The sequence below is a fragment of the Saccharothrix sp. S26 genome, from assembly GCF_021390395.1.
Classification (GTDB): domain Bacteria; phylum Actinomycetota; class Actinomycetes; order Mycobacteriales; family Pseudonocardiaceae; genus Actinosynnema.
The window spans coordinates 255,738-280,480 of the sequence record NZ_JAJUWT010000007.1; the positions used below are offsets into that span (position 1 = coordinate 255,738).

Annotated in this window: 26 protein-coding genes; 21 read left to right on the forward strand and 5 right to left on the reverse strand. The window is 71.7% G+C overall.

The window, feature by feature from the left end; all coding sequences use genetic code 11:
• Positions 1-27: 27 nt before the first annotated feature.
• Positions 28-759: an SDR family NAD(P)-dependent oxidoreductase gene (locus LZG04_RS13650; protein ID WP_233816737.1), complete on the reverse strand. Its 732-nt coding sequence runs from the start codon at positions 757-759 to the stop codon at positions 28-30.
• Between the two features lie 105 nt (positions 760-864).
• Between LZG04_RS13650 and LZG04_RS13655 the strand changes: the two genes are divergently transcribed.
• From LZG04_RS13655 to LZG04_RS13690, 8 genes are all read left to right on the forward strand, one after another.
• On the forward strand, positions 865-2,010 hold the full coding sequence (locus LZG04_RS13655) for an Ig-like domain-containing protein (RefSeq protein WP_233816739.1): 1,146 nt from the start codon (positions 865-867) through the stop codon (positions 2,008-2,010).
• A gap of 224 nt (positions 2,011-2,234) precedes the next feature.
• Positions 2,235-3,032: an alpha/beta fold hydrolase gene (locus LZG04_RS13660; protein WP_233816741.1), complete on the forward strand. Its 798-nt coding sequence runs from the start codon at positions 2,235-2,237 to the stop codon at positions 3,030-3,032.
• Complete coding sequence (mshA, locus tag LZG04_RS13665) at positions 3,029-4,282, forward strand: D-inositol-3-phosphate glycosyltransferase (protein WP_233816743.1); 1,254 nt, start codon at positions 3,029-3,031, stop codon at positions 4,280-4,282. Before LZG04_RS13660 ends, mshA begins: the two co-directional genes overlap by 4 nt.
• Positions 4,279-4,761, forward strand: a complete 483-nt coding sequence (locus LZG04_RS13670; RefSeq protein ID WP_233816745.1) for a YbjN domain-containing protein — start codon at positions 4,279-4,281, stop codon at positions 4,759-4,761. Before mshA ends, LZG04_RS13670 begins: the two co-directional genes overlap by 4 nt.
• Positions 4,762-4,829: 68 nt before the next feature.
• Positions 4,830-5,702 (forward strand): DUF4349 domain-containing protein, encoded by an 873-nt coding sequence (locus LZG04_RS13675; RefSeq protein WP_233816748.1) that lies wholly within the window; start codon positions 4,830-4,832, stop codon positions 5,700-5,702.
• A gap of 407 nt (positions 5,703-6,109) precedes the next feature.
• Positions 6,110-7,672: a 4-coumarate--CoA ligase family protein gene (locus LZG04_RS13680; protein WP_233816750.1), complete on the forward strand. Its 1,563-nt coding sequence runs from the start codon at positions 6,110-6,112 to the stop codon at positions 7,670-7,672.
• A 413-nt stretch (positions 7,673-8,085) separates the two neighbouring features.
• Entirely contained in the window at positions 8,086-8,331 is a 246-nt protein-coding gene (locus LZG04_RS13685; RefSeq protein ID WP_233816752.1) for a hypothetical protein, read from the forward strand.
• A gap of 114 nt (positions 8,332-8,445) precedes the next feature.
• Positions 8,446-9,192: a phosphoglyceromutase gene (locus tag LZG04_RS13690; protein WP_233816754.1), complete on the forward strand. Its 747-nt coding sequence runs from the start codon at positions 8,446-8,448 to the stop codon at positions 9,190-9,192.
• Here LZG04_RS13690 and LZG04_RS13695 read toward each other — a convergent pair whose 3' ends face one another.
• Complete coding sequence (locus LZG04_RS13695) at positions 9,193-9,840, reverse strand: DNA-binding response regulator (RefSeq protein ID WP_233816756.1); 648 nt, start codon at positions 9,838-9,840, stop codon at positions 9,193-9,195.
• A gap of 55 nt (positions 9,841-9,895) precedes the next feature.
• Here LZG04_RS13695 and LZG04_RS13700 point away from each other — a divergent pair, with 55 nt between their 5' ends.
• The 13 genes from LZG04_RS13700 to LZG04_RS13760 all read left to right on the forward strand — a co-directional run bounded on the left by LZG04_RS13700 (position 9,896) and on the right by LZG04_RS13760 (position 21,378).
• Complete coding sequence (locus LZG04_RS13700) at positions 9,896-10,711, forward strand: oxidoreductase (protein ID WP_233816758.1); 816 nt, start codon at positions 9,896-9,898, stop codon at positions 10,709-10,711.
• Positions 10,712-10,819: 108 nt separating this feature from the next.
• A complete protein-coding gene (locus LZG04_RS13705) occupies positions 10,820-12,019 on the forward strand; it encodes a cell wall metabolism sensor histidine kinase WalK (protein WP_233816760.1) in 1,200 nt (399 codons plus the stop codon).
• On the forward strand, positions 12,016-12,696 hold the full coding sequence (locus LZG04_RS13710) for a response regulator transcription factor (RefSeq protein ID WP_233816762.1): 681 nt from the start codon (positions 12,016-12,018) through the stop codon (positions 12,694-12,696). Before LZG04_RS13705 ends, LZG04_RS13710 begins: the two co-directional genes overlap by 4 nt.
• Positions 12,697-12,723: 27 nt before the next feature.
• Positions 12,724-13,734, forward strand: coding sequence for a Ppx/GppA phosphatase family protein (locus tag LZG04_RS13715; RefSeq protein WP_233816764.1), 1,011 nt, complete (start codon positions 12,724-12,726; stop codon positions 13,732-13,734).
• On the forward strand, positions 13,734-14,954 hold the full coding sequence (locus LZG04_RS13720) for a hypothetical protein (RefSeq protein ID WP_233816766.1): 1,221 nt from the start codon (positions 13,734-13,736) through the stop codon (positions 14,952-14,954). The genes LZG04_RS13715 and LZG04_RS13720 overlap by 1 nt, the downstream gene beginning before the upstream one ends.
• Complete coding sequence (locus tag LZG04_RS13725; RefSeq protein WP_233816768.1) at positions 14,951-15,736, forward strand: sugar phosphate isomerase/epimerase; 786 nt, start codon at positions 14,951-14,953, stop codon at positions 15,734-15,736. Before LZG04_RS13720 ends, LZG04_RS13725 begins: the two co-directional genes overlap by 4 nt.
• A gap of 171 nt (positions 15,737-15,907) precedes the next feature.
• Positions 15,908-16,828, forward strand: coding sequence for a proline dehydrogenase family protein (locus LZG04_RS13730; protein ID WP_233816770.1), 921 nt, complete (start codon positions 15,908-15,910; stop codon positions 16,826-16,828).
• A gap of 8 nt (positions 16,829-16,836) precedes the next feature.
• Positions 16,837-17,643 (forward strand): thioesterase family protein, encoded by an 807-nt coding sequence (locus LZG04_RS13735; protein ID WP_233816772.1) that lies wholly within the window; start codon positions 16,837-16,839, stop codon positions 17,641-17,643.
• Between the two features lie 49 nt (positions 17,644-17,692).
• Positions 17,693-18,505: a pyrroline-5-carboxylate reductase gene (gene proC / locus LZG04_RS13740; protein ID WP_233816775.1), complete on the forward strand. Its 813-nt coding sequence runs from the start codon at positions 17,693-17,695 to the stop codon at positions 18,503-18,505.
• 120 nt (positions 18,506-18,625) lie between these two features.
• Complete coding sequence (locus LZG04_RS13745; protein ID WP_053722699.1) at positions 18,626-18,829, forward strand: helix-turn-helix domain-containing protein; 204 nt, start codon at positions 18,626-18,628, stop codon at positions 18,827-18,829.
• 121 nt (positions 18,830-18,950) lie between these two features.
• Positions 18,951-19,052, forward strand: a complete 102-nt coding sequence (locus LZG04_RS13750; protein WP_015105422.1) for a 30S ribosomal protein bS22 — start codon at positions 18,951-18,953, stop codon at positions 19,050-19,052.
• A 234-nt stretch (positions 19,053-19,286) separates the two neighbouring features.
• On the forward strand, positions 19,287-20,324 hold the full coding sequence (locus LZG04_RS13755) for an NAD-dependent epimerase/dehydratase family protein (RefSeq protein WP_233816777.1): 1,038 nt from the start codon (positions 19,287-19,289) through the stop codon (positions 20,322-20,324).
• A gap of 19 nt (positions 20,325-20,343) precedes the next feature.
• Positions 20,344-21,378 (forward strand): lysophospholipid acyltransferase family protein, encoded by a 1,035-nt coding sequence (locus LZG04_RS13760; RefSeq protein ID WP_233816779.1) that lies wholly within the window; start codon positions 20,344-20,346, stop codon positions 21,376-21,378.
• 519 nt (positions 21,379-21,897) lie between these two features.
• Here the strand turns inward: LZG04_RS13760 and LZG04_RS13765 are convergent.
• The 3 genes from LZG04_RS13765 to LZG04_RS13775 all read right to left on the reverse strand — a co-directional run bounded on the left by LZG04_RS13765 (position 21,898) and on the right by LZG04_RS13775 (position 24,670).
• Complete coding sequence (locus LZG04_RS13765) at positions 21,898-22,785, reverse strand: HAD family phosphatase (protein WP_233816781.1); 888 nt, start codon at positions 22,783-22,785, stop codon at positions 21,898-21,900.
• A 39-nt stretch (positions 22,786-22,824) separates the two neighbouring features.
• Positions 22,825-23,913 carry a DUF5667 domain-containing protein gene (locus tag LZG04_RS13770; protein WP_233816783.1) on the reverse strand — a complete coding sequence of 363 codons (1,089 nt, stop codon included), beginning with the start codon at positions 23,911-23,913 and terminating at the stop codon, positions 22,825-22,827.
• A gap of 103 nt (positions 23,914-24,016) precedes the next feature.
• Positions 24,017-24,670, reverse strand: a complete 654-nt coding sequence (locus tag LZG04_RS13775; RefSeq protein WP_233816785.1) for a sigma-70 family RNA polymerase sigma factor — start codon at positions 24,668-24,670, stop codon at positions 24,017-24,019.
• Positions 24,671-24,743: the final 73 nt, after the last annotated feature.

A 24,743-nucleotide genomic window follows, 5' to 3' on the forward strand; every position in this document is an offset into this window, starting at 1 on the left:
CGCTTTACCTGGCCGCGGTTCGCCTGGTCACGTCCGGTGGACGCGGGAGGCCGACGCCTGGGCCCGGGGCTTGAGCACGATCTGGTCCAGGTTCACGTGCGACGGCCTGGTCACCGCGAACGCGATCACGTCCGCCACGTCGTCGGCGGTCAGCGGCGTGACGCCCTGGTAGACGGCGGCCGCCCGGTCGACGTCGCCGTCGAACCGGTTCACCGAGAAGTCCGTCTCGACCATGCCCGGCAGGATTTCGGTCACGCGGACCGGTTGGCCCAGCAGCTCGCCGCGCAGCGTGCGGTGCAGGGCCGACTGCGCGTGCTTGGCCGAGGTGTAGCCCGAGCCGTTGTCGTAGGCCTCGTAGGCGGCGATCGAGGTGACGGTGACGACGTGCCCGTCACCGGAGGCGATCAACTTCGGCAACAGGCCCTTGGTGACGCGCAACGTGCCCAGCACGTTCGTCTCCCACATCCACCGCCAGTGCGCCTCGTCACCCTCGGCGACGGTGGCCAGGCCGCGTGCGCCACCCGCGTTGTTGACCAGCACGTTCGCCGCGGGAACGGCGTCGAGGAAGGACTCGACGGAGGCGGCGGAGGTGACGTCCAGTTCGGCCGCGGTGCCCCCGATCTCATCCGCGATAACCTTGAGGCGGTCGACCCGCCGGGCGCCGAGCACCACGTGGAAGCCCTCGGCGGCGAGCCTGCGGGCGGTGGCCTCACCGATCCCCGCGCTGGCTCCGGTAACGACTGCGATAGGACGGTTCACACCGGCGATCCTAGGTGCGGGCCCGAGGTGTGACGCGGAACACTCGCACCGGGGGTCGGGTGGGACGTCCTTCGATCAGGAGGTCGTAACGTGCGAGGTCGGAACGTGCACAAGGCAGTGGCGGCGCTGCTGGTCGGGTTGGCCCTGGTGGCCGGCTGCTCGGCGAAGGTCGAACAGGGCTCGGCGAAGCCGATCGGCGGCGACAACCCGCCGGTGGCCAAGTTCACCACCGCGCCCGCGGACGGCGCCACCGACGCCCCGGTGAACGTGCCGGTGCAGGTCACCGTGGCCGAAGGCGCGATCGACCAGGTCACGCTCACCAACCCCGAGGGCACGGCGGTCGCCGGCAAGCTCTCCGAGGACAAGAAGACCTGGACCAGCACCGAGCCGCTCGGCTTCGGCAAGACCTACTCCTACGCCGGCCGGGCGACCGGGACCGACGGGCGGCCGGTCGAGCTGAAGGGCGCGTTCACCACCCTCAACCCCGCGTCCCAGGTGCGCGCGACGCTGTTCCCCGGCGACAACCAGACCCTGGGCGTCGCCGTGCCGATCAAGGTCGAGTTCGACGTCGACGTCGCCGACCGGGCGACGGTGGAGAAGGCGCTGACGGTGACCAACTCGGCGGGCGTGCAGGGCAGCTGGGCCTGGCTGAGCCCCCGCGAGGTGCACTACCGGCCGGAGAAGTACTGGCCCGCGAACACCCGGATCCACGTCGAGGCGAAGCTGTACGGGGTGCCCTACGGCGGCGGCGCGTACGGGCGCGCGGACGTGACCAGCGACTTCACCATCGGGCGCAACCAGGTCGTGAAGATCGACACGCCGTCGCACCAGCTGGTCGTGCAGCGCGACGGGCAGACCGTGGCCACGTACCCGGCGTCGTTCGGCAAGGACGACGACCCGGAGCTGACCACGCCGAACGGCACCTTCGTGGTGATGCAGAAGTTCGACTCGTGGAGCTTCGACAACCCGCGGTACGGCTACACCAACGTGGTGAAGAAGTGGGCGGTGCGGTTCTCCAACCACGGCGAGTTCATCCACGAGAACAACGACAACGCGGGGAACATCGGGCGGGTCAACTCGTCGCACGGGTGCGCGAACTTGTTGGAGGCCGATGCCAAGGCGTACTACGACAGCGCGTTGGTCGGTGACCCGGTGGAGGTGACCGGGGCGATCACGACGTTGCCGGCGCAGTACGACTGGTACGACTGGCAGATCCCGTGGGAGCAGTGGAAGACGATGTCGGCGCTGTGAGTCGGGGGCTCGGGTTGGGTCGAGGCCGGGGAGAGTACGGCTCGATTTGACATGGGGCCCTTACGGGCACTCCCGGCTTCGACCAGCCTAAAGCACCCGAACCCATGTCAAATCGGGCCTCGGTGGGCTGGTTCCGGGTCCGTTGTGGCCGGTTGGTGGAGGGCGATGGCGTGAAATCGCTTGCTTCGGGAAGCGATGGGATGACCTGGGCGTTGTCGTAGGTCGTGCAGAACACTCTCCTCGAGGCCGGGGGCGTCCGGCTGTCGGTCCGCGAGTCCGGGCCGGTCGATGCGCCGGCGGTCGTGCTGGTGCACGGTTGGGCGCAGTCGGGGGAGGTGTGGTCGCCCCTGCCCTCCTTGCGCACGTACGCGCCTGACCTGCGCGGTCACGGGGGGTCGGAGGTGGTGGGTGACGGGTATCGCGAGTCGGTGGCTTGGGCGGCGGACCTCAAGGCCGTGCTGGACCACGTCGGGAGGTCCGCGGTGCTCGTCGGGTGGTCGTACGGCGGGTTGGTGATCGCGGACTACCTGCGGGTACACGGGACCGTGGGTGTCGACGGGGTGGTGTTGGTCGGGGCGATCACCGAGATCGGGCCCGAGCGGGTCGGGGGCCGGACCGGGAAGGTGATGCGGGAGGCGTTGCCCGCGGCGTTCTCGGAAGACCCGGAGGTGGCGGTGCCGGCGTTGGCGCGGTTCTGCCGTGAGCAGGCGCCCGGGTTGGGTGGTGACGTGGTGCAGCGGATGCTGGGCACGGCGTTGCGGGTGCCGCCGCGGGTTCGGCGCGAGGTGTTCCGGCGGGACGTGGACAGCGCCGCTGTGCTGGAGTCGGTGGACAAGCCGACACTGGTGGTGCACGGCACCGCCGACGAGGTGGTCGACCCGGTCGCCGGGGAGTACGCGGCGGCCCTGATCCCCGGAGCCGACTTGCGCCGCTACGACGGAGTTGCCCACGTGCCGTTCCTGGAACGACCGGAGCGCTTCGCCGCCGACCTGGCCGGGTTCGTCGCGGAGGTCTCCCGGTGAAGCGGGTCGCGGTGCTGTCGGTGCACACCTCGCCGTTGGAGCAGCCCGGCACCGGTGACGCCGGTGGGATGAACGTCTACATCGTGCAGACGGCCACGCGGATGGCGCGGCGGGGGATCGCGGTGGAGATCTTCACGCGGGCGACGTCGTCGGAGTTGCCGCCGGTGGCCGAGCTCGCGCCCGGGGTGACGGTGCGGCACGTCGTCGCCGGGCCGTTCGAGGGGTTGGGCAAGGAGGAGCTGCCCGGTCAGCTGTGCGCCTTCACGGCGGGCGTGCTGCGGGCCGAGGCGCGGCACGAGCCCGGTCACTACGACGTCGTGCACTCGCACTACTGGCTGTCCGGGCAGGTCGGGTGGTTGGCGCGGGAGCGGTGGGCGGTGCCGTTGGTGCACACGGCGCACACGTTGGCGAAGGTGAAGAACCTGGCGCTGGCGGCCGACGACACCCCCGAGCCGCGGATGCGGGTGATCGGTGAGGAGCAGGTCGTCGCCGAGGCGGACCGGCTCGTGGCCAACACCGACGTCGAAGCCGCCGAGCTGGTCAAGCTCTACGACGCGGACCCGGCGAAGGTGCTGGTCGTGCCGCCGGGGGTGGACCTCGAGCGGTTCACGCCCGGTGACCGGGACGGGGCGCGGGCGGCGTTGGGGTTGCGGCCGGAGTCCCTCGTGCTGGCGTTCGTGGGGCGGATCCAGCCGTTGAAGGCGCCGGACGTGCTGCTGCGCGCGGCGGCGGAGATGGTGGCGCGGGACCCGGGGCTGCGGTCGCGGTTGGTGGTGCTGGTGGTGGGCGGGCCGTCCGGGTCGGGCATGAAGACGCCGGACGAGCTGGTGCGGTTGGCGGCCGAGCTGCGGATCTCGGACGTGGTGCGGTTCCTGCCGCCGCAGGGCGGTGAGGCGTTGGCGCGGGTCTACCGGGCCGCCGACGTGGTGGCGGTGCCGAGCCACAACGAGTCGTTCGGGCTGGTGGCGCTGGAGGCGCAGGCGTGCGGCACGCCGGTCGTCGCGGCGGCGGTCGGCGGGCTGCCGGTGGCCGTGCGCGACGGGGTGTCCGGTGCGCTGGTGGACGGGCACGAGGCCGGGACCTGGGCACGGGTGCTGTCGGGCATCGTGCTCGACCCCGCGCACCGCGAGGAGCTGGCCAGCAACGCCGTGGGCCACGCCCGGCGGTTCTCCTGGGACCGGACGACTGAATCACTGCTCGCCGGGTACGCCGAGGCCCGTGATGTGTTCCGCGAGGAGGTCTTCGCTTGAGCCTGGACGACGTGATCCGCTCGACGCTCGACGACCGCGAGCTGCGCTACGAGCACAAGGAGCCGGGCCGGTTCTTCGTGACCCTGCCCGGCACGAAGAAGCTCCAGACGAACTGCTGGCTGGTGCTCGGCAGGCACGCGCTGGTGGTCGAGGCGTTCGTGTGCCGCAAACCGGACGAGGCGCACGAGGAGGTGTACCGGTTCCTGCTGCGGCGCAACGCCAGGCTGTACGGCGTGCACTACACGATCGACACCACCGGTGACATCTACCTGGTCGGCCGGGTCGCGCTGCACGCCGTGACGCCGGACGAGCTGGACCGCGTGCTCGGGCAGGTGGTGGAGGCCGCGGACGGCGACTTCAACACCCTGCTGGAGCTGGGGTTCGCCGGCGCTATCCAGCGGGAGTGGGACTGGCGGGTCTCGCGCGGCGAGTCGCTGGCCAACCTCCAGGCCTTCCGGCACCTGGTGTCCGAATCGTGATCACCCCGGCGCAACGGGGGTGAGCCCGCGACCCGTCCCACCGGTGACCGCGAACCAGGGAGGGTCACATGGGCAGACGGGTGGGGCTGGTGGTCGCCGCTTTCGCGGCGGTGGCGCTGGCGGGGTGCGGGGCGGACTCGTCGGGGTCGGGGGCCGACCTGCCGGCGGTGGCGAACGCGCCGGCGCAGGACAACGCGCAGCGGGGCGGCACGCCGCCGAAGCAGGAGTCCTCGGGCACGGGTGAGGCGCAGCAGGCGGGCACGTCGGCGCAGCAGAACCGGCAGCTCGTGCGCACGGCGACCGTCGAGCTGCGGGCACAGGACTCCAACGCGGTGTTGGCCCAGGTCAAGGACCTGGTCATGGCCCAGGGCGGGTACTCGGCGCAGGAGAGGTCGCAGACCAACCGGGCGTCGGTCACGGTGAAGGTGCCCGGTGACCGGCTGGACCCGGTGCTGGAGTCGATCGCCCGGCTGGAGGGCGTCGAGGTCGGCAAGCGCGAGCTGCAGACCGAGGACGTGACCGAGCAGGTCGTGGACATCGAGGCGCGGCTGGCCAACCAACGGGCCAGCGTGGAGCGGGTGCGAGGGCTGCTCGACCGCGCCACGACGACGTCCGAGATCACCCAGATCGAGGCCGAGCTGACCAACCGGCAGTCCGAGCTGGAGTCGTTGCAGCGCCGGTACGAGGCGCTCAAGGGCCAGGTCGCCATGTCGACGCTGACCGTGGTGATCACCGGGGTGGGCGCGCAGGCGGTGGTGGAGGACGAGAACGACTTCCTGGCGGCGTTCGCCGGTGGCTGGGAGGCGCTGGTGGAGGCGTTCGCCTGGCTGTTGGTGGTGCTGGGTGCCGTGCTGCCGTTCGCGGTGGTGCTGGGGCTGCCGCTGTTCGGCTTCCTGTGGTGGCGGCGGCGTCGGAAGGCCGCGCCCGCCGGCACGTCGTGACACCCGGTAGTGCGACGTTTCCTGACGAAAAGTCTACTGAGAGCAACATCGCGCGGGAGCGCGGAGCGGCTTGGGAGAGAGGGGGAGTCGCGAGTTCAAGCCGCCCCGCGTCAGTCCCCGCTGCGGTGGATCCGGGCGGGGGGAGCCCGGGATTCCCAGCGGGTCCGCGGTCCGACGGGGGGATTGCGAACCGCGGAGGGTGCCGCGCCGGTCGAGCGGAGTGCGTGGGAGCCGACCCGCGAGGCCCTGCCAACTTGGCAGATCGCCGGTGATCCCCACAAGGGGTGGCGCTAGTCCGTTCGTGTGTTCTTAGCCGAGTTAAGTAACGCTGTAGCGTGCCTTGACCGGGAATGTGGCTTGACTCACGATGGCGGGATCCCGGCCCCCTGGATGAATGAGGCAGCCGCATGGTCTTCCGCAGTCCGTACCCCGATGTCGTGGTCCCGGACGTCACGCTGCACGAGTTGCTGTTCGCCGACCTCGGCGGGCGGGCCGACCGCGTGGCCCTGGTCGACGGCACCTCGGGCGCGTCGCTGACGTACCGACAACTGGCCGGCGCGGTCGACCGCCTGGCCGCCGCGCTGGCCGCCAGGGGGATCGGCAAGGGCGACGTGGTCGGCATCCTCAGCCCGAACACCCCGTACTACGCGGTCGTGTTCCACGGCATCCTGCGCGCGGGCGCGACCGCCACCACCATCAACGCCCTCTACACCGCGGACGAGGTGGCGCACCAACTCGCCGACGCGGGCGCGAAGATGCTGTTCACGGTGTCCGTGCTGCTGCCCAACGCCGCGCCGGGCGCACGGAAGGCGGGCATCTCCGACGTGGTCGTGCTCGACGCCGCCGAGGGCTACCCCAGCCTGTCGTCGCTGCTGGCGAACTCCGAGCCGACGCCGGAGGTGTCGATCGACCCGGCCGAGGACGTGGCCGTGCTGCCGTACTCGTCCGGCACGACCGGCCGGGCCAAGGGCGTGATGCTGACGCACCGCAACCTGGTCGCCAACATCGTCCAGTGCGGGCCGCTGCTCAAGGTCGGCGAGCACACGAAGATCCTGGCCGTGCTGCCGTTCTTCCACATCTACGGCATGCAGGTGCTGATGAACAACGGCCTGCACGTCGGCGCGACGGTGGTGACGCTGCCGAAGTTCGACCTGCCGGAGTTCCTGCGCGTGATCCAGGACCACCGCACCGACCGCGTCTACATCGCGCCGCCGGTCGCCGTGGCGCTGGCCAAGCACCCGCTGGTCGACCAGTACGACCTGTCCGGCATCGACACGATCTTCTCCGGCGCCGCGCCGCTGGACGTCGACCTCGCCGCCGCCGTGGCCGAGCGCCTGGGCTGCCGCGTCTCGCAGGGCTACGGGATGACCGAGATGAGCCCGGTCAGCCACGCGATCCCGGACGGCCGCGACGACATCTCCGTCGGCACGGTGGGCGTCATCGCGCCGAACATGGAGTGCCGCTTCGTGGACCCGGCCACCGGCGAGGACGTCGGCGTCGGCGAGCGCGGCGAGCTGTGGTGCCGCGGCCCGAACGTCATGAAGGGCTACCTGAACAACCCCGAGGCCACCGCCGCCACGCTGGACGACGAGGGCTGGCTGCACACCGGTGACGTCGCCGTGATCGACGAGGACGGCCTGGTCAGCATCGTCGACCGGGTCAAGGAGCTGATCAAGTACAAGGGCTACCAGGTACCGCCCGCCGAGCTGGAGGCCCTGCTGCTCACCCACCCGGAGATCGCGGACGCGGCCGTGGTCGGCGTGCGCGACGAGGAGGGCGAGGAGGTGCCGAAGGCGTTCGTCGTCCGCCAGCCGGGCGCGGCGCTGGACGAGTCCGGCGTGATGGAGTTCGTGGCCTCCCAGGTCGCCCCGCACAAGAAGGTGCGGGTCGTGGAGTTCATCGAGGCCATCCCGAAGTCGGCCTCGGGCAAGATCCTGCGCAAGGACCTCCGCGCCCGCGAGGCCAGTTGATCACGTGACGGGTTGGCGCAGGTGAGCCGCTTGAACCACGGCTGAACAAGGAGGCCCCCGGCGGAGATCACGCCGGGGGCCTCGCTACGCGCCCTGCCTTCTGCACGCCTCCTGCACGGTGGCGACCCGGTTGCTGCCCGGCACGATGTCCCACTCCTGGATCGGCACCCGGTGAGACCGGCCCCTCCGACTCCCACGCGATCGACTCGGCCCCACCGGACACAACCCCCTCGAGGACCCGCGGGCGCGGGAGGCGGGAGCGTCGGCCTGAGGCGGTTCGCGGGAGCCCCGGCGGTGAGCGCGCGGTCGGGGCCACCCGATGGTGTTGATCCCGGTTGCTCGGCGAGCCGGACCGGTCGCGTTCCACAACCATGTCGGGTGCGAATCGGAATCACACATCGGAGAACACACGCATGCGCATCCTCGGAAGGCTGGCCGTCGCGGCCGGCGCCACCGCCGTCGTCCTGCTCGTCGCACCGACCGCCAACGCGTCCGCGATGGACGAGGTGCCCCGCACCAGCCCGCTGGCCGCGCTTCAGACGGCGCTCGGCGCGGTGGTGGGCCAGACGACCTCGGGCCTCGGCAGCGGCCTGGGCGGCGGGGCCCTCGGCGGCTTGGGCGGCCTCGGCGGCCTCGGCGGCGGCGCGCTCGGCGGCTGATCGGGCTTCGGGTCGGGCCCGCGAGAGGCCCGACCCGGCCGCTCGGCTGCACCGATCAAGATCACACCTGCCACCGGCGTGAGGCCGGCCGGTCCATCTGGCAGGCTGACGCCCATGGCTGTCGGAACGCTGGTGCTGCTCCGCCACGGCGAGAGCGTCTGGAACGCGGAGAACCTGTTCACCGGTTGGGTGGACGTCCCCCTCTCGGAGAAGGGGGTGGAGGAGGCCAAGCGCGGCGGCGTGCTGCTGCGCGAAGCGGGCGTGCTGCCCGAGGTGGTGCACACGTCGTTGCTGCGGCGGGCCATCGGCACCGCCAACCTCGCCCTCGACGCCGCCGACCGGCACTGGATCCCGGTCCGCCGGGACTGGCGGCTCAACGAGCGCCACTACGGCGCGCTCCAGGGCAAGAACAAGAAGCAGACGCTGGAGGAGTTCGGCGAGGAGCAGTTCATGCTCTGGCGCCGCTCCTACGACACCCCGCCGCCGCCGATCGAGCCCGGCACCGAGTTCAGCCAGGACAGCGACCCCCGCTACGCCGACCTCGGCCCCGACCTGCCGCTCACCGAGTGCCTGCTGGACGTGGTCAAGCGGATGATCCCGTACTGGGAGTCCGCGATCGTGCCCGACCTGCGCACCGGCCGGACGGTGCTCGTCGCCGCGCACGGCAACTCGCTGCGCGCCCTGGTCAAGCACCTCGACGGCATCTCCGACGAGGCGATCGCGGGCCTGAACATCCCCACCGGCATCCCGCTGCGCTACGACCTGGACGACGAGCTGAAGCCGCTCAAGCCCGGCGGCGAGTACCTCGACCCGGACGCGGCGGCGGACGCCATCAAGGCCGTCGCCAACCAGGGGCGGTAGTCAGACCAGGCCCAGCTCGCGGGCCCGCGCCCCGGCCTGGAACCGGGACGACGCGCCCAGGGCGGCCATCAGCTCCGCCACGCGACGGCGGTACGTGCGCAGGGACACGCCCAGCGCGCGTGCCGCCGTCTCGTCCGTCCAGCCCTCGTTCAACGCGTCCAGCACCCCCGGCATGAACGCCCGCAGCTCGGCCATCCGCGCCTCGTGCACGGCCAGCTCGGTGCCCGCCCGCCACGCCGCCTCGAACAGCGACGCGATGCCGTGCACCACCTCCGGCTGCGTGATCACGCTGTAGCTGCGCGGCCCGTGCGACTCGTCGCCCGCCAGGATCACCACCCGGCCGTCCAGCACGATCGTCTCGTTCACGTCGTGCGCGGTCACCCGCACGTCCGCGCCGTGGTCGGCCATGTGCCGCGCGTGGTCGGCCCACCTCGGGTCGAGCAGCGTGCTCAGCCGGAACAGCTTGCGCACCCGCAGGCCCGGCGGGTGCTGCGCGATGCCGGTGCGCGGGTGCGTGCCCATCCACGTGCGCAGGGCGTTCGCCGCGCACAGCAGCTCGGTCCTGGTCGCCGCGAACAGGTGCGCCGTCCGCTCGTACAGCTCGGCCTCGCCGCGCACCACGGTCACCGTCTCCACGTCAACGAGCATGGCAGCAAGCTGCCAATCCCAGCGGGCCTGATCGCTGACGGCGATCGTGGACACCATGCTGAACCTCAACCGCGTCGGGTACGGCGCCATGCAGCTCGCGGGCAAGCACGTCTTCGGCCCGCCCGCCGACCCGGAGAACGCCAAGGCCGTCCTGCGCCGCGCCGTCGAGCTGGGCGTGGACCACATCGACACGAGCGACTTCTACGGCCCGCACGTGGTCAACGAGCTGATCAAGGCCGCGCTCCACCCGTACCCGGAGCACCTGACCATCGTCACGAAGGTCGGCTACCGGCGCACCCCGGACGGTGACTGGGTGCCCGCGCGCGAGCCGCGTGAGCTGCGCGAGGCCGTGCACGACAACCTGCGCCGACTCGGCCTGGAGCGGCTCGACGTGGTGAACCTCCGCATCGGCGGCGAGCACGACCCGGAGTCGGTCGAGGAGCCGTTCGCCGTGCTCGCCGAGCTGCGCGACCAGGGCCTGATCCGCGACCTCGGGCTGAGCAACGTCCACGAGCACCACCTGGACCAGGCCCTGGCGATCGCGCCCGTGGTGTGCGTGCAGAACCTCTACAACGTCGCCGCGCGCCAGGACGACAAGATGCTCGACCGCACCACCGCCGAGGGCATCGCCTACGTGCCGTTCTTCCCGCTCGGCGGCTTCACGCCGGTGCAGCACGAGACCCTGCGCGAGGTCGCGTCGAGGCACGGCGCGACCGAGCGCCAGGTCGCCCTGGCGTGGCTGCTGCACCGCGCGCCGAACGTGCTCCTCATCCCCGGCACGTCCTCCACGCGTCACCTGGAGGAGAACCTCGCGTCGGCCGATCTGCACCTGTCCGAACACGACCTGACTCAATTGGACACGATTGGGTGAACACCGGTCGTCTGCCGGGAGAACTTAGGTGCCGGACGGTGTCGCAGGAGTCACGAACCACGCCTGAGCACTAGGCCGCACCCCGGCTGAGCTGCTTACGATGCGCTCGTGACCGCAACGGGTTACCTCGTCCTGTCGATCGGCGCTCTGCTGATCGGCGGCACCGCGTTTCTCGCCGGGCGGGCCACCGCACGCACCCGCGAGGCGCGCCCCAAGGGCCTCACCGTCGCCGACCTGATGGCCATGGTCGTCCACTCCTCGCCCGACGGCATCGCCGTGCTCAACGGTTTCGGTGACGTCGTGCTGCACAACGCCCGCGCCGAGGAGCTCGGCGTGGTGCGCAACAACCGGGTGGACGACCGGGCCAGGCGCGCCGCCGAGATGGCCCGCCGCAACGGCGGGGTGATCGCGGTCGACCTGTCGTCGCTCGAGGTCATCAAGGGCCGCCAGCCGCAGGCCGTGCACGCCACGGTCAAGGTGCTGACCGAGGGCTTCGTCGTGGTCGACGCCACCGACGAGTCGGAGTCGGTGCGGCTGGAGGCCACCCGGCGCGACTTCGTGGCCAACGTCAGCCACGAGCTGAAGACCCCGGTCGGCGCGCTCGCGCTGCTGGCCGAGGCGGTGCTGGACGCCGCGGACGACCGGGAGGAGGTCCGCCGGTTCAGCGCCAAGATCATGCAGGAGGCCACCCGGCTGGGCACCCTGGTCACGGAGCTGATCGCGCTGTCGCGGTTGCAGGGCGCGGAGAAGCTGCCGGAGCTCAGCCGGGTCGAGGTCGACGTGGTCGTGGACGAGGCGCTGAGCCGCTCGAAGCTGTCCGCCGAGTCCGCCGACATCGAGATCACCACCGACGAGCCGAGCGGCCTCGAGGTCGAGGGCGACCGGACGTTGCTGGTCACCGCGTTGAGCAACCTGCTGGAGAACGCGGTCGCGTACTCGCCGCCGGGCAGCCCCGTGTCGGTCAGCCGCAAGCTCGTGGACGGTTTCGTGGAGATCGCCGTCACCGACCGCGGCATCGGCATCGCCGAGGACCAGCAGACCCGCGTGTTCGAGCGGTTCTACCGGGTCGACAAGGCCCGCTCGCGCGCCACCGGCGGCACCGGGCTCGGCCTGGCCATCGTCAAGCACGTCGCCAACAACCACGGCGGCGAGGTGAAGCTGTGGAGCCTGCCGGGCACCGGCTCCACGTTCACGCTGCGCATCCCGGCTCATCCCGACCAGGACGAGCCCACCCAGGACCTGACCAAGCAGGAGCTGGCGAGCCCCGTGCCGAGCGGCGCGGGCGGCAACCACGGAGGAGAGCTGTGACCAGGGTGCTCATCGTGGAGGACGAGGAGTCCTTCTCCGATCCGCTCGCCTTCCTGCTGCGCAAGGAGGGCTTCACCGCGGCGCTCGCGGCCAACGGCCAGGAGGCGCTGGAGGAGTTCGACCGCAACGGCGCCGACATCGTCCTGCTGGACCTCATGCTGCCCGGGATGAGCGGCACGGACGTCTGCAAGCAGCTGCGCGCGCGCTCGGCCGTGCCGGTGATCATGGTCACGGCGCGGGACAGCGAGATCGACAAGGTCGTGGGCCTCGAACTGGGCGCGGACGACTACGTCACCAAGCCGTACTCGGCGCGCGAGCTGATCGCCCGCATCCGCGCCGTGCTGCGCCGCGGCGGCGAGTCCGAGGAGCTGCTGCCGCAGGTCCTGGAGGCGGGCCCGGTGCGGATGGACGTCGAGCGGCACGTGGTGACCGTGGACGGCGCCGAGGTGAGCCTGCCGCTCAAGGAGTTCGACCTCCTGGAGTACCTGCTGCGCAACGTCGGCCGGGTGTTGACCCGCGGCCAACTGATCGACCGGGTGTGGGGCGCGGACTACGTCGGGGACACCAAGACCCTGGACGTGCACGTCAAGCGGCTGCGGTCCAAGATCGAGCCCGACCCGTCGGCCCCGCGCCACCTGGTCACCGTGCGCGGACTGGGATACAAGTTCGAATCCTGACCACCCCGACCAGGTACGGTGCACCGCGTGCGCCTCGGGGTGCTTGATGTCGGGTCCAACACCGTCCACCTCTTGGTGGTGGACGCTCATCGGGGTGCCCACCCGACGCCGATGAGCTCGGAGAAGTCCGTGCTGCGCCTCGCGGAGCAGCTGGACGGCGCCGGGCTGCTCGGCCGCGAGGGCGCCGACCAGCTCGTGCGTGCCGTCGCCGCCGCCAAGGCGGCGGCGCAGCGGTTGGGCTGCGAGGACCTGATGGCGTTCGCCACGTCCGCGGTGCGCGAGGCGGGCAACTCCGCCGACGTGCTGGAGCGCGTGCGCGCCGAGACCGGCGTGGACCTGCGGGTGCTGTCGGGCGAGGACGAGGCGCGGTACACGTTCCTCGCCGTGCGCCGCTGGTACGGCTGGTCGGCGGGCAGGCTGCTGTGCCTGGACATCGGCGGCGGGTCGCTGGAGCTGGCGGTCGGCGTGGACGAGGAGCCGGAGGAGGCGTTCTCGGTGCCGTTGGGCGCGGGCAGGCTGACCCGGACCCGGTTCCGCCACGACCCGCCGACCCGGGCCGAGGTGCGCGAGACCACCGAGTGGCTGGCCGACCAGCTGGCGCCGGTGGCGAAGAAGATCCGTCGAGTGGGTACACCCGATCGAGTGGTCGCGACGTCGAAGACGTTCCGCACGCTGGCCAGGCTGACCGGCGCGGCGCCGTCGTCGGCCGGTCCGCGCGCGCGGCGCGTGCTCACCGACTCGGGGCTGCGGCAGCTCATCGCGTTCATCTCCCGGATGTCCGCGGCCGACCTGGCCGAGCTCGAAGGGGTGAGCTCCAGCCGCGCTCACCAGCTGGTGGCGGGCGCTCTGGTGGCGGAGGCCACGATGCGAGCCCTGTCACTGGCCGAGCTGGAGATTTGCCCCTGGGCCCTGCGGGAAGGTGTCATCCTGCGTCGGCTGGACCACACTGACGGTTCGGACCTGGACACCCCGCCGGACCACACCCGCCGGACGGGTGACACTGGACGGACTGGCCGCCACGGGGCACGGTGGAGTTGATGAGTCGAGAGAGCGAGTCGGAGCAGACCCAGCGCACCGTCGCGGAGTTGCTCGCCCAGTACGGCGGGGGCTCCGGCGAGGTGACGCCGCGTCGGCGACGGCGCCGGGCCGAAGAGACCTCGGACACCGCTCCGCAGGCGATCATCGACCGCGTCAACTCCGACAGCGGTCGGTTGCGCGCGATCCGGGACGAGCCCGAGCCGCCGCCCGCCGCGCCACCACCACCACCACCGCCGTTGCCGCAGCGGCAGCGGTCGGTCGACGCCGAGCGCACCGCCTACCAGCCGCCACCGCCCCCGCTGTCGCGGCCGGAGCCGCCCGCCGCGCGCCCGGAACCGCCGGTGTCCCGGCTGGAGCCGCCCGCCGCCCGGCTGGAACCGCCGCCCGCGCGGCTGGAGCCGCCGCAGAAGGCCGAGACCGGGCGCAGACGCGCGCCCGAGGTCGACCCCGCCGAGGAGACCCGGGTCGTGCCGCCGGTCGTGGCCGACTACCAGGGCGAACCGTCCCGGCCCAGCCTGCCCGCGCCGCCGGTCAAGCCCGAGCCGTCGCGCTCGAACCTCGTGCGGCCCGTGCCGCCCGGCGCGCCGCCCGCGGTGAAGCCGCCGGTGCGCGAGCCCGCCACCGAGGTGATGCCGCGCATCACCGACAAGCTGACGCCGAACGTGCCGCTGGAGTCGTTGCCGACCGAGTCGGTGCTGATCGTGCCGCCCGCGCCGCCGCGGCTGCCCGACCCGCTGCCCGACCAGACCGCCGAGGACTGGTTCGGCGACGACGAGCCCGAAGAGGTGGTGGAGCAGGAGAGCACGGCGTTCCACCCCTATGTCGACCTCGACGAAGAGGACGAGGACGACGACTACCCGAGCCGTGACTTCCAGCGCCGCGACCTCGACGACGACGAGCCGGCCGGGCTGGCCGACCTCGACGACGACCTCGACGACGAACGGCCCGCCGACCGCTCCGCCGGCAAGGAGTGGCTGCTCATGATCGGCCAGCTCGCGGCGGGCGTGATCGGCGGCGCGGCGCTGTGGCTGGGCTTCAACTTCCTGTGGCGCACGGCCGCGCCCGCGGCGCTGGTCGTGGCGCTGGCGGTGACCGTCGGCCTGGTGATGATGGTCCGCAAGATCCGCCGCGCGGACGACCTCCAGACCACCGTCCTGGCCGTGCTGGTCGGGCTGATCGTGACGGTGTCGCCCGCGGCGATGCTGCTGGTGAACAGTTGATCCCGGTCGGCCTGTCCACCGCGGCCGTCTGGCCGCAGCCCGCGGGCGCCGCGTTCGAGGCGGCGGCGGAGCTGGGGTACGACGGGGTCGAGGTCATGGTGTGGGCCGACCCGGTGAGCCAGGACGTGAAGGCGGTCGACCGGCTGTCCAAGCGCTACGGGGTGCCGGTGCTGGCCGTGCACGCGCCGTGCCTGCTGATCAGCCAGCGGGTGTGGTCGCCGGACCCGGCCGAGCGGCTGCGGCGCAGCGTCCAGGCGGCGTCCGACCTGGGTGCGCGCACGGTCGTGCTGCACCCGCCGTTCGTGTGGCAGCGGCGCTACGCCGAGGGGTTCGCCGAGCTGGTCTCGTCGTTGGAGGACGCCAGCGGCGTGGCGATCGCGGTGGAGAACATGTTCCCGGTGCGGCGACCGCTGGGCCGGGGGCGGTCGGTGCAGGTCACGGCGTTCCGCCCGTCGATCGACCCGACCGACGTCGGTCACCGCAACTACACGCTGGACCTGTCGCACGCGTCCGCCGCGCACGTGGACGCGATGGAGCTGGCCAAGCGCATGGGCGAAGGGCTGACCCACGTGCACCTGGCCGATGGCTCGGGCCTGCCCAAGGACGAGCACCTGGTGCCCGGCCGGGGCACGCAGCCGTGCGCCGAGCTGCTGTCCCACCTGACCCGCACGGGCTTCACCGGCCAGGTCGTGCTGGAGGTCAACACCCGCCGCGCCCGCACCGCCGCCGAACGCGCCGAACTGCTCTCCGAATCGCTCCTCTTCGCCCGCCTCCACCTCTGACCCCCGCGCGAGTCCTACGTCCAGAACGCGAGAGTCCTACGTTCGCGTCGCGCGTGTCCTACGTTCAGAACGCGTGTGTCCTACGTTCAGAACCCCTGAATTCAACGCTCGGGTCGACCGACGGCGAACTCGCGGCCGCTCCCGCGCCGGTCAGCGGCTAGGGTCTTGATCGTGAACCCGTTGCGCACGTTGATCCTCGCCGCCGCGGGCAACGACGCGGTGCGCCGGGTCGTCGCGACCGCCCCGATCAGCCGGGACGTGGTGCGCCGGTTCGTCGCCGGGGAGACCACCGCCGACGCGATCGACGCGGCCGGCCGGCTGATCGGCAACGGCCTGCGCGTCACCCTCGACCGCCTCGGCGAGGACACCACCGACCGCGCCACCGCCGAACGCACCGTGCGCGCCTACCTGGAGCTGCTCGACCAGCTGCACGACGTCGGCCTCGCCGCGGACGCCGAGGTCAGCGTGAAGCTGTCCGCCGTCGGCCTCGGCCTGGGCGAGACGCTCGCCCTGGACAACGCCTCCCGCGTCTGCGCCGCCGCCGAGCAGGCGGGCACCACGGTCACCGTCGACATGGAGGACCACACCACCACCGACGCGACCCTGCGCGTGCTCGCCGAGCTGCGCCGCCACTGGCCGTCGGTCGGCGCGGTGCTCCAGGCGTACCTGCGCCGCACCCTGGACGACGTGCGCGAGCTCGCCGACACGCGGGTCCGGCTGTGCAAGGGCGCGTACGCCGAGCCGCCGTCGGTGGCCCACCTCGACCCGCACGAGGTCGACCTGAACTACGTGCGCTGCGCCAACGTCCTGCTGGCCGGCTCCGGCTACCCGATGTTCGCCACCCACGACCCCCGCCTGATCGAGATCATCGGCGAGCGCGCCCGCTGGTACGGCAAGTCGGTCGACGACTTCGAGTTCCAGATGCTCTACGGCGTCCGGCCCGCCGAGCAGCGGCACCTGGCGGCGGAGGGGCACGTCGTGCGCGTCTACGTGCCGTACGGCGGGCAGTGGTACGGGTACCTGATGCGCCGGCTCGCCGAACGCCCGGCCAACGTCGCTTTCTTCCTGCGTTCGCTGGTCAGCCGCTCGTGAGGAGCCCCGTGTCCTTCTCGGTAGCCAGTGCGGTCCGCCCCCTCGGCGACGGCACGTACACCGCGTCCCTGCCCGCCGAGTGGACGGTCGGCCCCAAGCCGCACGGCGGCTTCCTGCTGGCCCTGGTGGCACGGGCGGCGGTGGACAGCGCCCGGGCGGCCGTGCCGGGGGCCGACGACCTCGCGCCGCTGGCGGTGAGCTCGCAGTTCCTGCGCGCGCCCGAGGTGGGGCCCGCGCTGGTGCGGACCCACGTGCGCAAGGCGGGGCGGACGGCGACCGTGGTGACGTCGACGCTGGAGCAGCGCGGGCGCAGCTGCGTGGAGGCGTCCGTGACGGTCGGCCGGCTGCCGACGGCCCCGCCGGACTACGCGGACCTGCCGGAGATGCCCGCCGCGCCGCCCGCGGACGCGATCGACCTGGCGTCCATGGGCGCCGGCGGCGTGTACAAGCTGGGCGCGGTGTGCGACGTGCGGCTGGACCAGAAGGGCGCGGGGTTCCTCAACGGGCGGGTGGGCGACCCGCTGGTGCTGCGGCTGTGGGCGCGTCCGCTGGGCGAGCGGCCCGACCCGTACTTCGCGCTGGTCGCCGGGGACATCACGATGCCGGTGACGTTCAACCTGGGCCGGTTCGGGTGGTCGCCGACCGTGCAGCTGACGGCGTTGCTGCGGGCCGACCCCGCGCCGGGGTGGCTGCGCGTGCGGGTGTCGTGCAGCGCGGTGCACGGGCAGTGGTTCGACGAGGACGCCGTGGTGATCGACTCGACCGGGCGGCTGGTGTGCCAGGCGCGGCAGTTGGCGCTGACGCCCGCGACCTGACCCGGGTACCTGCGGTATCGGCGTTGCGCCACCGTGGCACGCTTGGCGCATGACGACCATCGCCGTGTTGGGGGCAGGCAAGATCGGTGAAGCGCTGCTGTCGGGGCTGCTGCAAGGCGGGCGCAAGGCCGACGACCTGCTGTTCACCGAGAAGCACCCGGAACGGGCCGCCGCCCTCACCGAGCGGTACGGGGTGGAGGGCCTGGACGTGCCCGGCGCCGCCCAGCGCGCCGACGTCCTCGTGGTCGCGGTCAAGCCGCAGGACATCGAACCGCTGCTGGACGAGCTGGCACCCGTGCTCAAGCCCGGCACGCTCGTGGTGTCGCTGTGCGCGGGCCTGCCGACGGCGCTGTTCGAGCGCAGGCTGCCCGACCACACGCCGGTCGTCCGGGTCATGCCGAACACCCCGATGCTCGTCGGCGAGGCGATGAGCGCCATCTCGGCGGGCGAGTACGCCACCGACGAGCACCTGAACCTGGTCGAGGAGCTGCTGACCACGGTCGGCAAGGTCGCCCGCGTGCCGGAGAACCAGCAGGACGCCGTCACCGCGCTGTCCGGCTCCGGCCCCGCGTACTTCTTCTACCTGGTCGAGGCCATGATCGACGCGGGCATCCTGCTCGGCATCCCGCGCGACCTCGCCAGCAGCCTGATCATCCAGTCGGCGGTCGGCGCGGCCGCCATGCTCAACGAGGGCGGGCAGCACCCGACCATCCTGCGCGAGGCCGTCACGTCGCCCGCGGGCACCACGATCATGGCCATCCGGGAGCTGGAGCGGCACGGCGTGCGCGCGGCGATGCTCGCGGCGCTGGAGGCGGCACGCGACCGTTCGGTGGAACTGGGACGCGCCCACGAGGTGGACTGATACCGCCATTGGCCGTCGCACCAGTCCCACCCGTCCCGTTACCCTCAAGGGAGCACGTGCGTGTCGAACCGTCGGTGGGGAAGCCGACGGCACGACGCGTGTCGAAGGACGCGGTGATCCATGCCTGCGGAGGAGAAGTCACTCGGTCAAGTCAGATTCATGACGGTCGCCGAGGTCGCGCTGATGATGCGCGTGTCGAAGATGACGGTGTACCGCCTGGTCCACTCCGGTGAGCTGACGGCGGTGCGCGTGGGCAAGTCGTTCAGAGTGCCGGAGAAGGCGGTCCACGAGTACCTGCGCAACGCCTACTTCGACGCCGGGTGAGGGCCCGTCCGGGCAGCCGGGTAAACTCATAGGCCGTTCGTGCCTGGTGTCGGCGCGCCCACTTGACGGGTGTCTCCACCGGCGCGTGGAGACCCCGACGTCTAGTAGTGAAGGAACCCGCATGGGCTCGGTCATCAAGAAGCGCCGCAAGCGCATGTCGAAGAAGAAGCACCGCAAGCTGCTGCGTAAGACGAGGGTGCAGCGCAGGAAGCGCGGCAAGTAGCCCCTGCGGGTTCTCGACACCGCCAGTCCCCGGCCGTCACGGTCGCGGGACTGGCGGTGTCCTCGTCGGGCGGTCGGTGCGGTGACCTCCTCCGGCGGTGCGCCGTCATCCCGCCATCCGGGTGATTCACCGGTAAAGCCTCGGTGACCTGCGTCAAGACCGCGTTCCGCGGCCGATCCCGCTGCGGGATCCCGGTTAGCATCGTCGAGTCGCACCACCCGCACAGGGAGTCGCATGGCGCCCAAGGTCGTCCTCGTCACCGGTTGCAGCCGCTACCTCGGCGGTCACCTCGCCGCGCGGTTCGCGGCGAACCCGGACATCGAACGCGTGCTCGGCGTGGACACCGAACCACCGTCACGCGACCTGGCGCGCCGCATGGGCCGCGCCGAGTTCGTGCGGGCCGACATCCGCAACCCCCTCATCGCGAAGGTCATCGCCACCGCGCACGTCGACACGGTCGTGCACGCGTCGGTGACGGCGAACCCGGCCGGTCCGGCCGGGCGGACCGTGATGAAGGAGATGAACGTCATCGGCACGATGCAGCTGCTGGCCGCGTGCCAGAAGTCGCCGCACGTGCGCAAGCTCGTGGTGAAGTCGACCAGCGCCGTGTACGGTTCCAGCTCGCGCGACCCGGCGGTGTTCACCGAGGAGATGGGTCCGAAGGACCTGCCGTCCAGCGGGTACGCCAAGGACGCGGTCGAGGTCGAGGGCTACGTGCGCGGGTTCGCGCGCCGCAGGCCCGACGTCGACGTCACCGCGCTGCGGTTCACCAACTTCATCGGCCCGCGCATCGACACGGTGCTCACCAGGTACTTCGCCCTGCCGGTCGTGCCGACGGTGATGGGGTACGACGCCAGGGTGCAGTTGCTGCACTCCGAGGACGCGCTGGCGGTGCTGGAACGGGCGACGCTGCACGACCTGCCCGGCGTGTACAACGTGGGCGGTGACGGCGTGCTGATGCTGTCGCAGGCCATCCGCCGGGCGGGCCGGGTCAGCCTGCCCGTGCCGAGCGCGGCCGTGCCCGCGATGGGCCGGCTCTTCCGCGGTGCCAGGCTCGTGGACTTCTCCCCGGACCAGATGAGGTTCCTGAACTGGGGCCGGGTGGTGGACACGACGCTGCTCAAGCGCGAGTTTGGGTTCACGCCGAGGTGGACCACTCAGCAGGCGTTCGACGACTACGTGAGCGGGCGCGCGCTGCGCCCGGTCATCGACCCGGGGCTGGTGGCGTCGGTCGAGCGGGGCGTGCTCGACCTGGCCGCCAGGTTCCGCTGACGGGCGAGGAGGTGGACGCGTGGCAGAGGCACGGGTGATCCCGCTGCACGGTGCGGACCGGGAGGGTCCGCGACGACGGCGCGCGGCGGGCGCGGCGGGCCAGGCGCCCGGACCGGTTCCCGTGCCCGAACCGCCGTCCGCGCCCGATCCCGAGCCGGTGCGGGAGCTTGAGGCCGAGGTCGAGGTCGAGCAGGGTCTCGAGCAGGAGGGGACGGGCTGGGAGCGCCGGCTGGCCGACCTGCTGGCGTTCGCGCGCAGGCGCATCCAGGGCGACTACGAGGTGGACGAGTTCGGCTTCGACCCGGACCTGACCGACAACGTCCTGATGCCTCCGCTGCGGCCGCTGTACGAGAAGTGGTTCCGGGTGGAGACCATCGGGATGCACAACGTGCCGGGCGAGGGCGGCGCGCTGATCGTCGCCAACCATTCGGGCACCCTGCCGTTGGACGCGACGATGACCGCGTTCGCGGTGCGCGCCGACCACCCGAAGCGCCGCCACCTGCGGATGCTGGGCGCGGACCTGGTGTTCCGCACGCCCGTGCTGGGCGCGTTGGCGCGCAAGTCGGGCCAGACGCTGGCCTGCAACCCGGACGCCGAACGGCTGCTCAGGTCCGGCGAGCTGGTCGGCGTGTGGCCGGAGGGCTTCAAGGGCATCGGCAAACCGTTCAAGGACCGGTACAAGTTGCAGCGGTTCGGACGCGGCGGTTTCGTCTCGGCGGCGTTGAACACCGGCGTGCCGATCATCCCGTGCTCGATCGTGGGTGCCGAGGAGATCTACCCGAAGATCGGCGACATCAAGGCGCTGGCGAGGCTGTTCGGCTTCCCCTACTTCCCGGTGACCCCGTTCTTCCCGTTCCTGGGCCCGCTCGGCGCGATCCCGTTGCCGTCGAAGTGGTACATCGAGTTCGGTGAGCCGATCCGGACCGATGTCTACGGCGAGCACGCGGCGGATGACCCGATGCTGGTGTTCAACCTGACAGATCAGGTGCGGGAGACCATCCAACAGACCCTGTACCGGTTGCTCACGCAGCGGCGGAACGTTTTTCTCGGATGAGGCGCTACTAGGTCTGACCCGGCGGTTGGAAGATCAAAAGATTAAAAGCGTCCTCGCCGGACGGGCAGATCAGCAGGATGACTCCAACAACGGCGGGAAGTCCCTGTTTCGTCGTGGGTCCGGGTTTCGTGTCATCCCACCGACCTCCACAAGGGCTACCACACGTATCAAGGGGGGCGCGGCCCACAGTGAAGGCCGCAGGCAAAGCTGAACCCGCGCCCCCCTTGACACGTGCGGTAGGGCTGCGCCAGGTCGGCGGGATGACACGAAGCCCTACTTTTGAGGCAGAGACGTCCAGTGGAGTGGATCGGGGGTCGCCGGCGGGTCCGGGGGTTCAGTCTCGTCCGGCGCGGTGCGGCCGCGATGCCCTTCCCCAATACAGGGATGACACGAAACCCGACCCACGACGCAACCGCAGCATTCCGGGGTAGTTGGGGTCATCCTGCTGATCTGCCCGTCCGGCGAGGACGCTTTTGATCTTTTGAAGCTTTTACATCTTCGACAGCTTCGAAATGTTATTCACCGGTCACGACGACGGTAAGCTAGAGTCGCGGCCACGGCACCGGCCAACGCCCCCGCCCCCAACACCGAAGGCACCCCGATCTTCGCCGCCTTGCGACCGGTCCGGAAGTCGCGGATTTCCCAGCCCCGCTTGCGAGCCGTCTCGCGCAACCCGGAATCAGGGTTCACGGCGACCGCCGTGCCGACCACGGACAGCATCGGCACGTCGTTCACCGAGTCCGAGTACGCCGTGCAGCGCCGGAGGTCCAAGCCTTCCTTCGCGGCCAGCGCACGGACCGCGTGCGCCTTGGCCCGGCCGTGCAGCAGGTCGCCGACCAACCGACCGGTGTAGATGCCGTCCCGGCTCTCCGACACCGTGCCCAGCGCGCCGGTCAGGCCCAGGCGCCGCGCGATGATCTGAGCCAGCTCCACGGGGGTCGCGGTCACCAGCCACACTCGTTGGCCCGCGTCCAGGTGCATCTGCGCCAACGCCTGGGTGCCCGCCCAGATCCGGTCGGCCATCAGCTCGTCGTAGATCTCCTCGCCGAGCGAGACCAGTTCCGCGACCGACCGGCCGGCGACGAAGGACAGCGCCTGCTCGCGGGACGCGGCCACGCTCTGGGGATCTTCGCGGCCGCCGACGCGGAACTTGATCTGCTGCCACGCGAAACCGGCCAGGTCGGAGTTCTTGAAGTACTTGCGCGCCGCCAGCCCGCGGGCGAAGTGGAAGATCGACGCGCCCATCATCATGGTGTTGTCGACGTCGAAGAACGCGGCGGCGGTGAGGTCGGTGGGTGCGCTCCCGGACGGTGCGATCGTGAGCGCGGCCTCGGCCGAGGCCTCGCCGGCCAGCGCGGCACGCCGCTCCCGTTCCGCCGAGCCCTCCACCACACGCCTTTTCACCACGTCAGCGCCTCCCGCGGTCCGATGGGGACAGGGTAGCGATCAGCCGCCGAGGCTGGGCAGCGGCAGCGACGGGAGGGTCAGCGTGGGCAGCGGCAGCAGCGGGCCGGCGGGAGTCGTCGTGGGCGGGATGACCGGGTTCGACGGCGTCGTCGCCGGGCCCGGCTCGCCGCTCGGCGCGCGCGTGCCGCCCGGCGCCTCGCCGGTCGTGGTGGGCGGGTCGGCGGTGGTCGTCCCTGGAACGGGCGGCAGGGTGCTCGGCGACGAGCCCGGTTCGACGGGACGTGCCGCGCACTCGTCCTGCGCGGGCACCGGCCCCACCTGGTCGAGCTGCCCCGACGTCACGGACACGCAGTCGGCGCGGGCGTGCAGCGCGGACGCGCGGTCGGCGATGCGGGTCAGCAGGTCCAGCGACGTGCCGGCGCGGTCGGCGGCCTCGGCGGGCAGCGACGGGCGCAGCTCGGTCAACCGGGTGGCCTGCGCCGCGGCCCAGTCGCGCAGCCCTTCGAGGGCGCGCCGGTCGGAGTTCGAGCCGAGCGCGGTCAGCACGCGGGAACCGGCCGCGGCGTCGGCGTCGAAGTCGGTCAGCGCGGTCAGGTAGCCGCCCAGCGGTCCGCCGCCGGACTCGCGGTACCGGTCGACCAGCGTCTCGATCTCGGCGACGCGCGCGGCGGCGAACTCCAGGCGCTTGTAGCCCTTCGACTCCTCGTCGAAGGTGAGGCCGAGCGAGGCCGACTCGGCGGTGCGCTTGACGCCGTACAGCGCGTCGCCCGGCAACGCGTCCCGGCTGAGCAGCAGGCTCATGCCGGCCAGCGAGAACACCAGGCACAGCGCCGCGGCGAGGGCTACCGCTAATCGGCCGCGCGCCCCCGCGCGGCGCTCCCGCACGACCTGGTCGACCTTGGTGGGCGGTGGCTCGGCCGCGCCCAGGACGCGGGCCCGCATGCGTGCCCTGGCGGCCTCGTCGGGGCCCGACGTGACTGCGGCTTCCCGCAGCAGGGCCACCACGGCCAGCTCGTCGGCGAACTCGTCGCCCTCGGCCGGCGCGGAACCGGGATGCGCGTCGACCGCGCGGGCGAACTGCTCGCGCTGCCTGTGCCGCCGCAGCGGCGTGATCCCTTTGCCTACCATCCCGCTTGGCCAACCATCCCGCACCGTTTCGAGCGATCCTGCCCCGGACAACGAACCGGGTGGTCCCGGGGTTACGCGGGTGACGAGTGGTGCGACGGTGATCTCACCGCAGCCACGGGGGCAGCAGCTGGGCCAACCGGCGCACCGCTCGGTGTTGCAGGGCCTTGATCGCGCCCTCGTTGCGGCCCATCCTCGCCGCCGTCTCGGCCACGGACAACCCCTGGATGAAGCGGAGGGTGATGCATTCGCGCTGGTCGTCACCCAGTTGGGCGACACAGCGGAGCAGTTCGGCGTTGGTCGCGTCGGTCAGCACTTCCTGCTCGGGACCGTCCGTGACCTCGCGGTTGTCGGCCAGCTCGGCCGTCGTGACCTCCAGCCGGTAGCGGCTGGACTTCACGTGGTCGAAGACGATGTTCCGCGCGATCGTGACGAACCAGGCGCCGACGTCGCGGCCCTGGTAGCTGATCGACCCGATGCTGCGCAGCGCGCGGAGGAACGTCTCGCTGGTGACGTCCTCGGCCAGCGTGCGGTCGCCGACCCGGAAGAGCACGTACCGGTAGACGACGTCGACGTAGCGGTCGTACAGCGCGCCGAACGCGTCCGTGTCGCCGCCCTGAGCGGCGCGGACCAGGTTCCACGGCTCGTCCGCCGCGTTGCTCTCCACGCTGTCGATCGTGCTGGACTGCCCTCCCGCGCTCCACCTCGAGCGGAGCGTCCGGATGGTTCGGACGGAGTTCTCGCGTGCCCGTGCGGTCATCGGCTCGCGGCACCTCCACAGGGTCGCCGTGCCGGCAGCATACGTGTTGTTACTCCGTAGTAGGTAGCGGCAA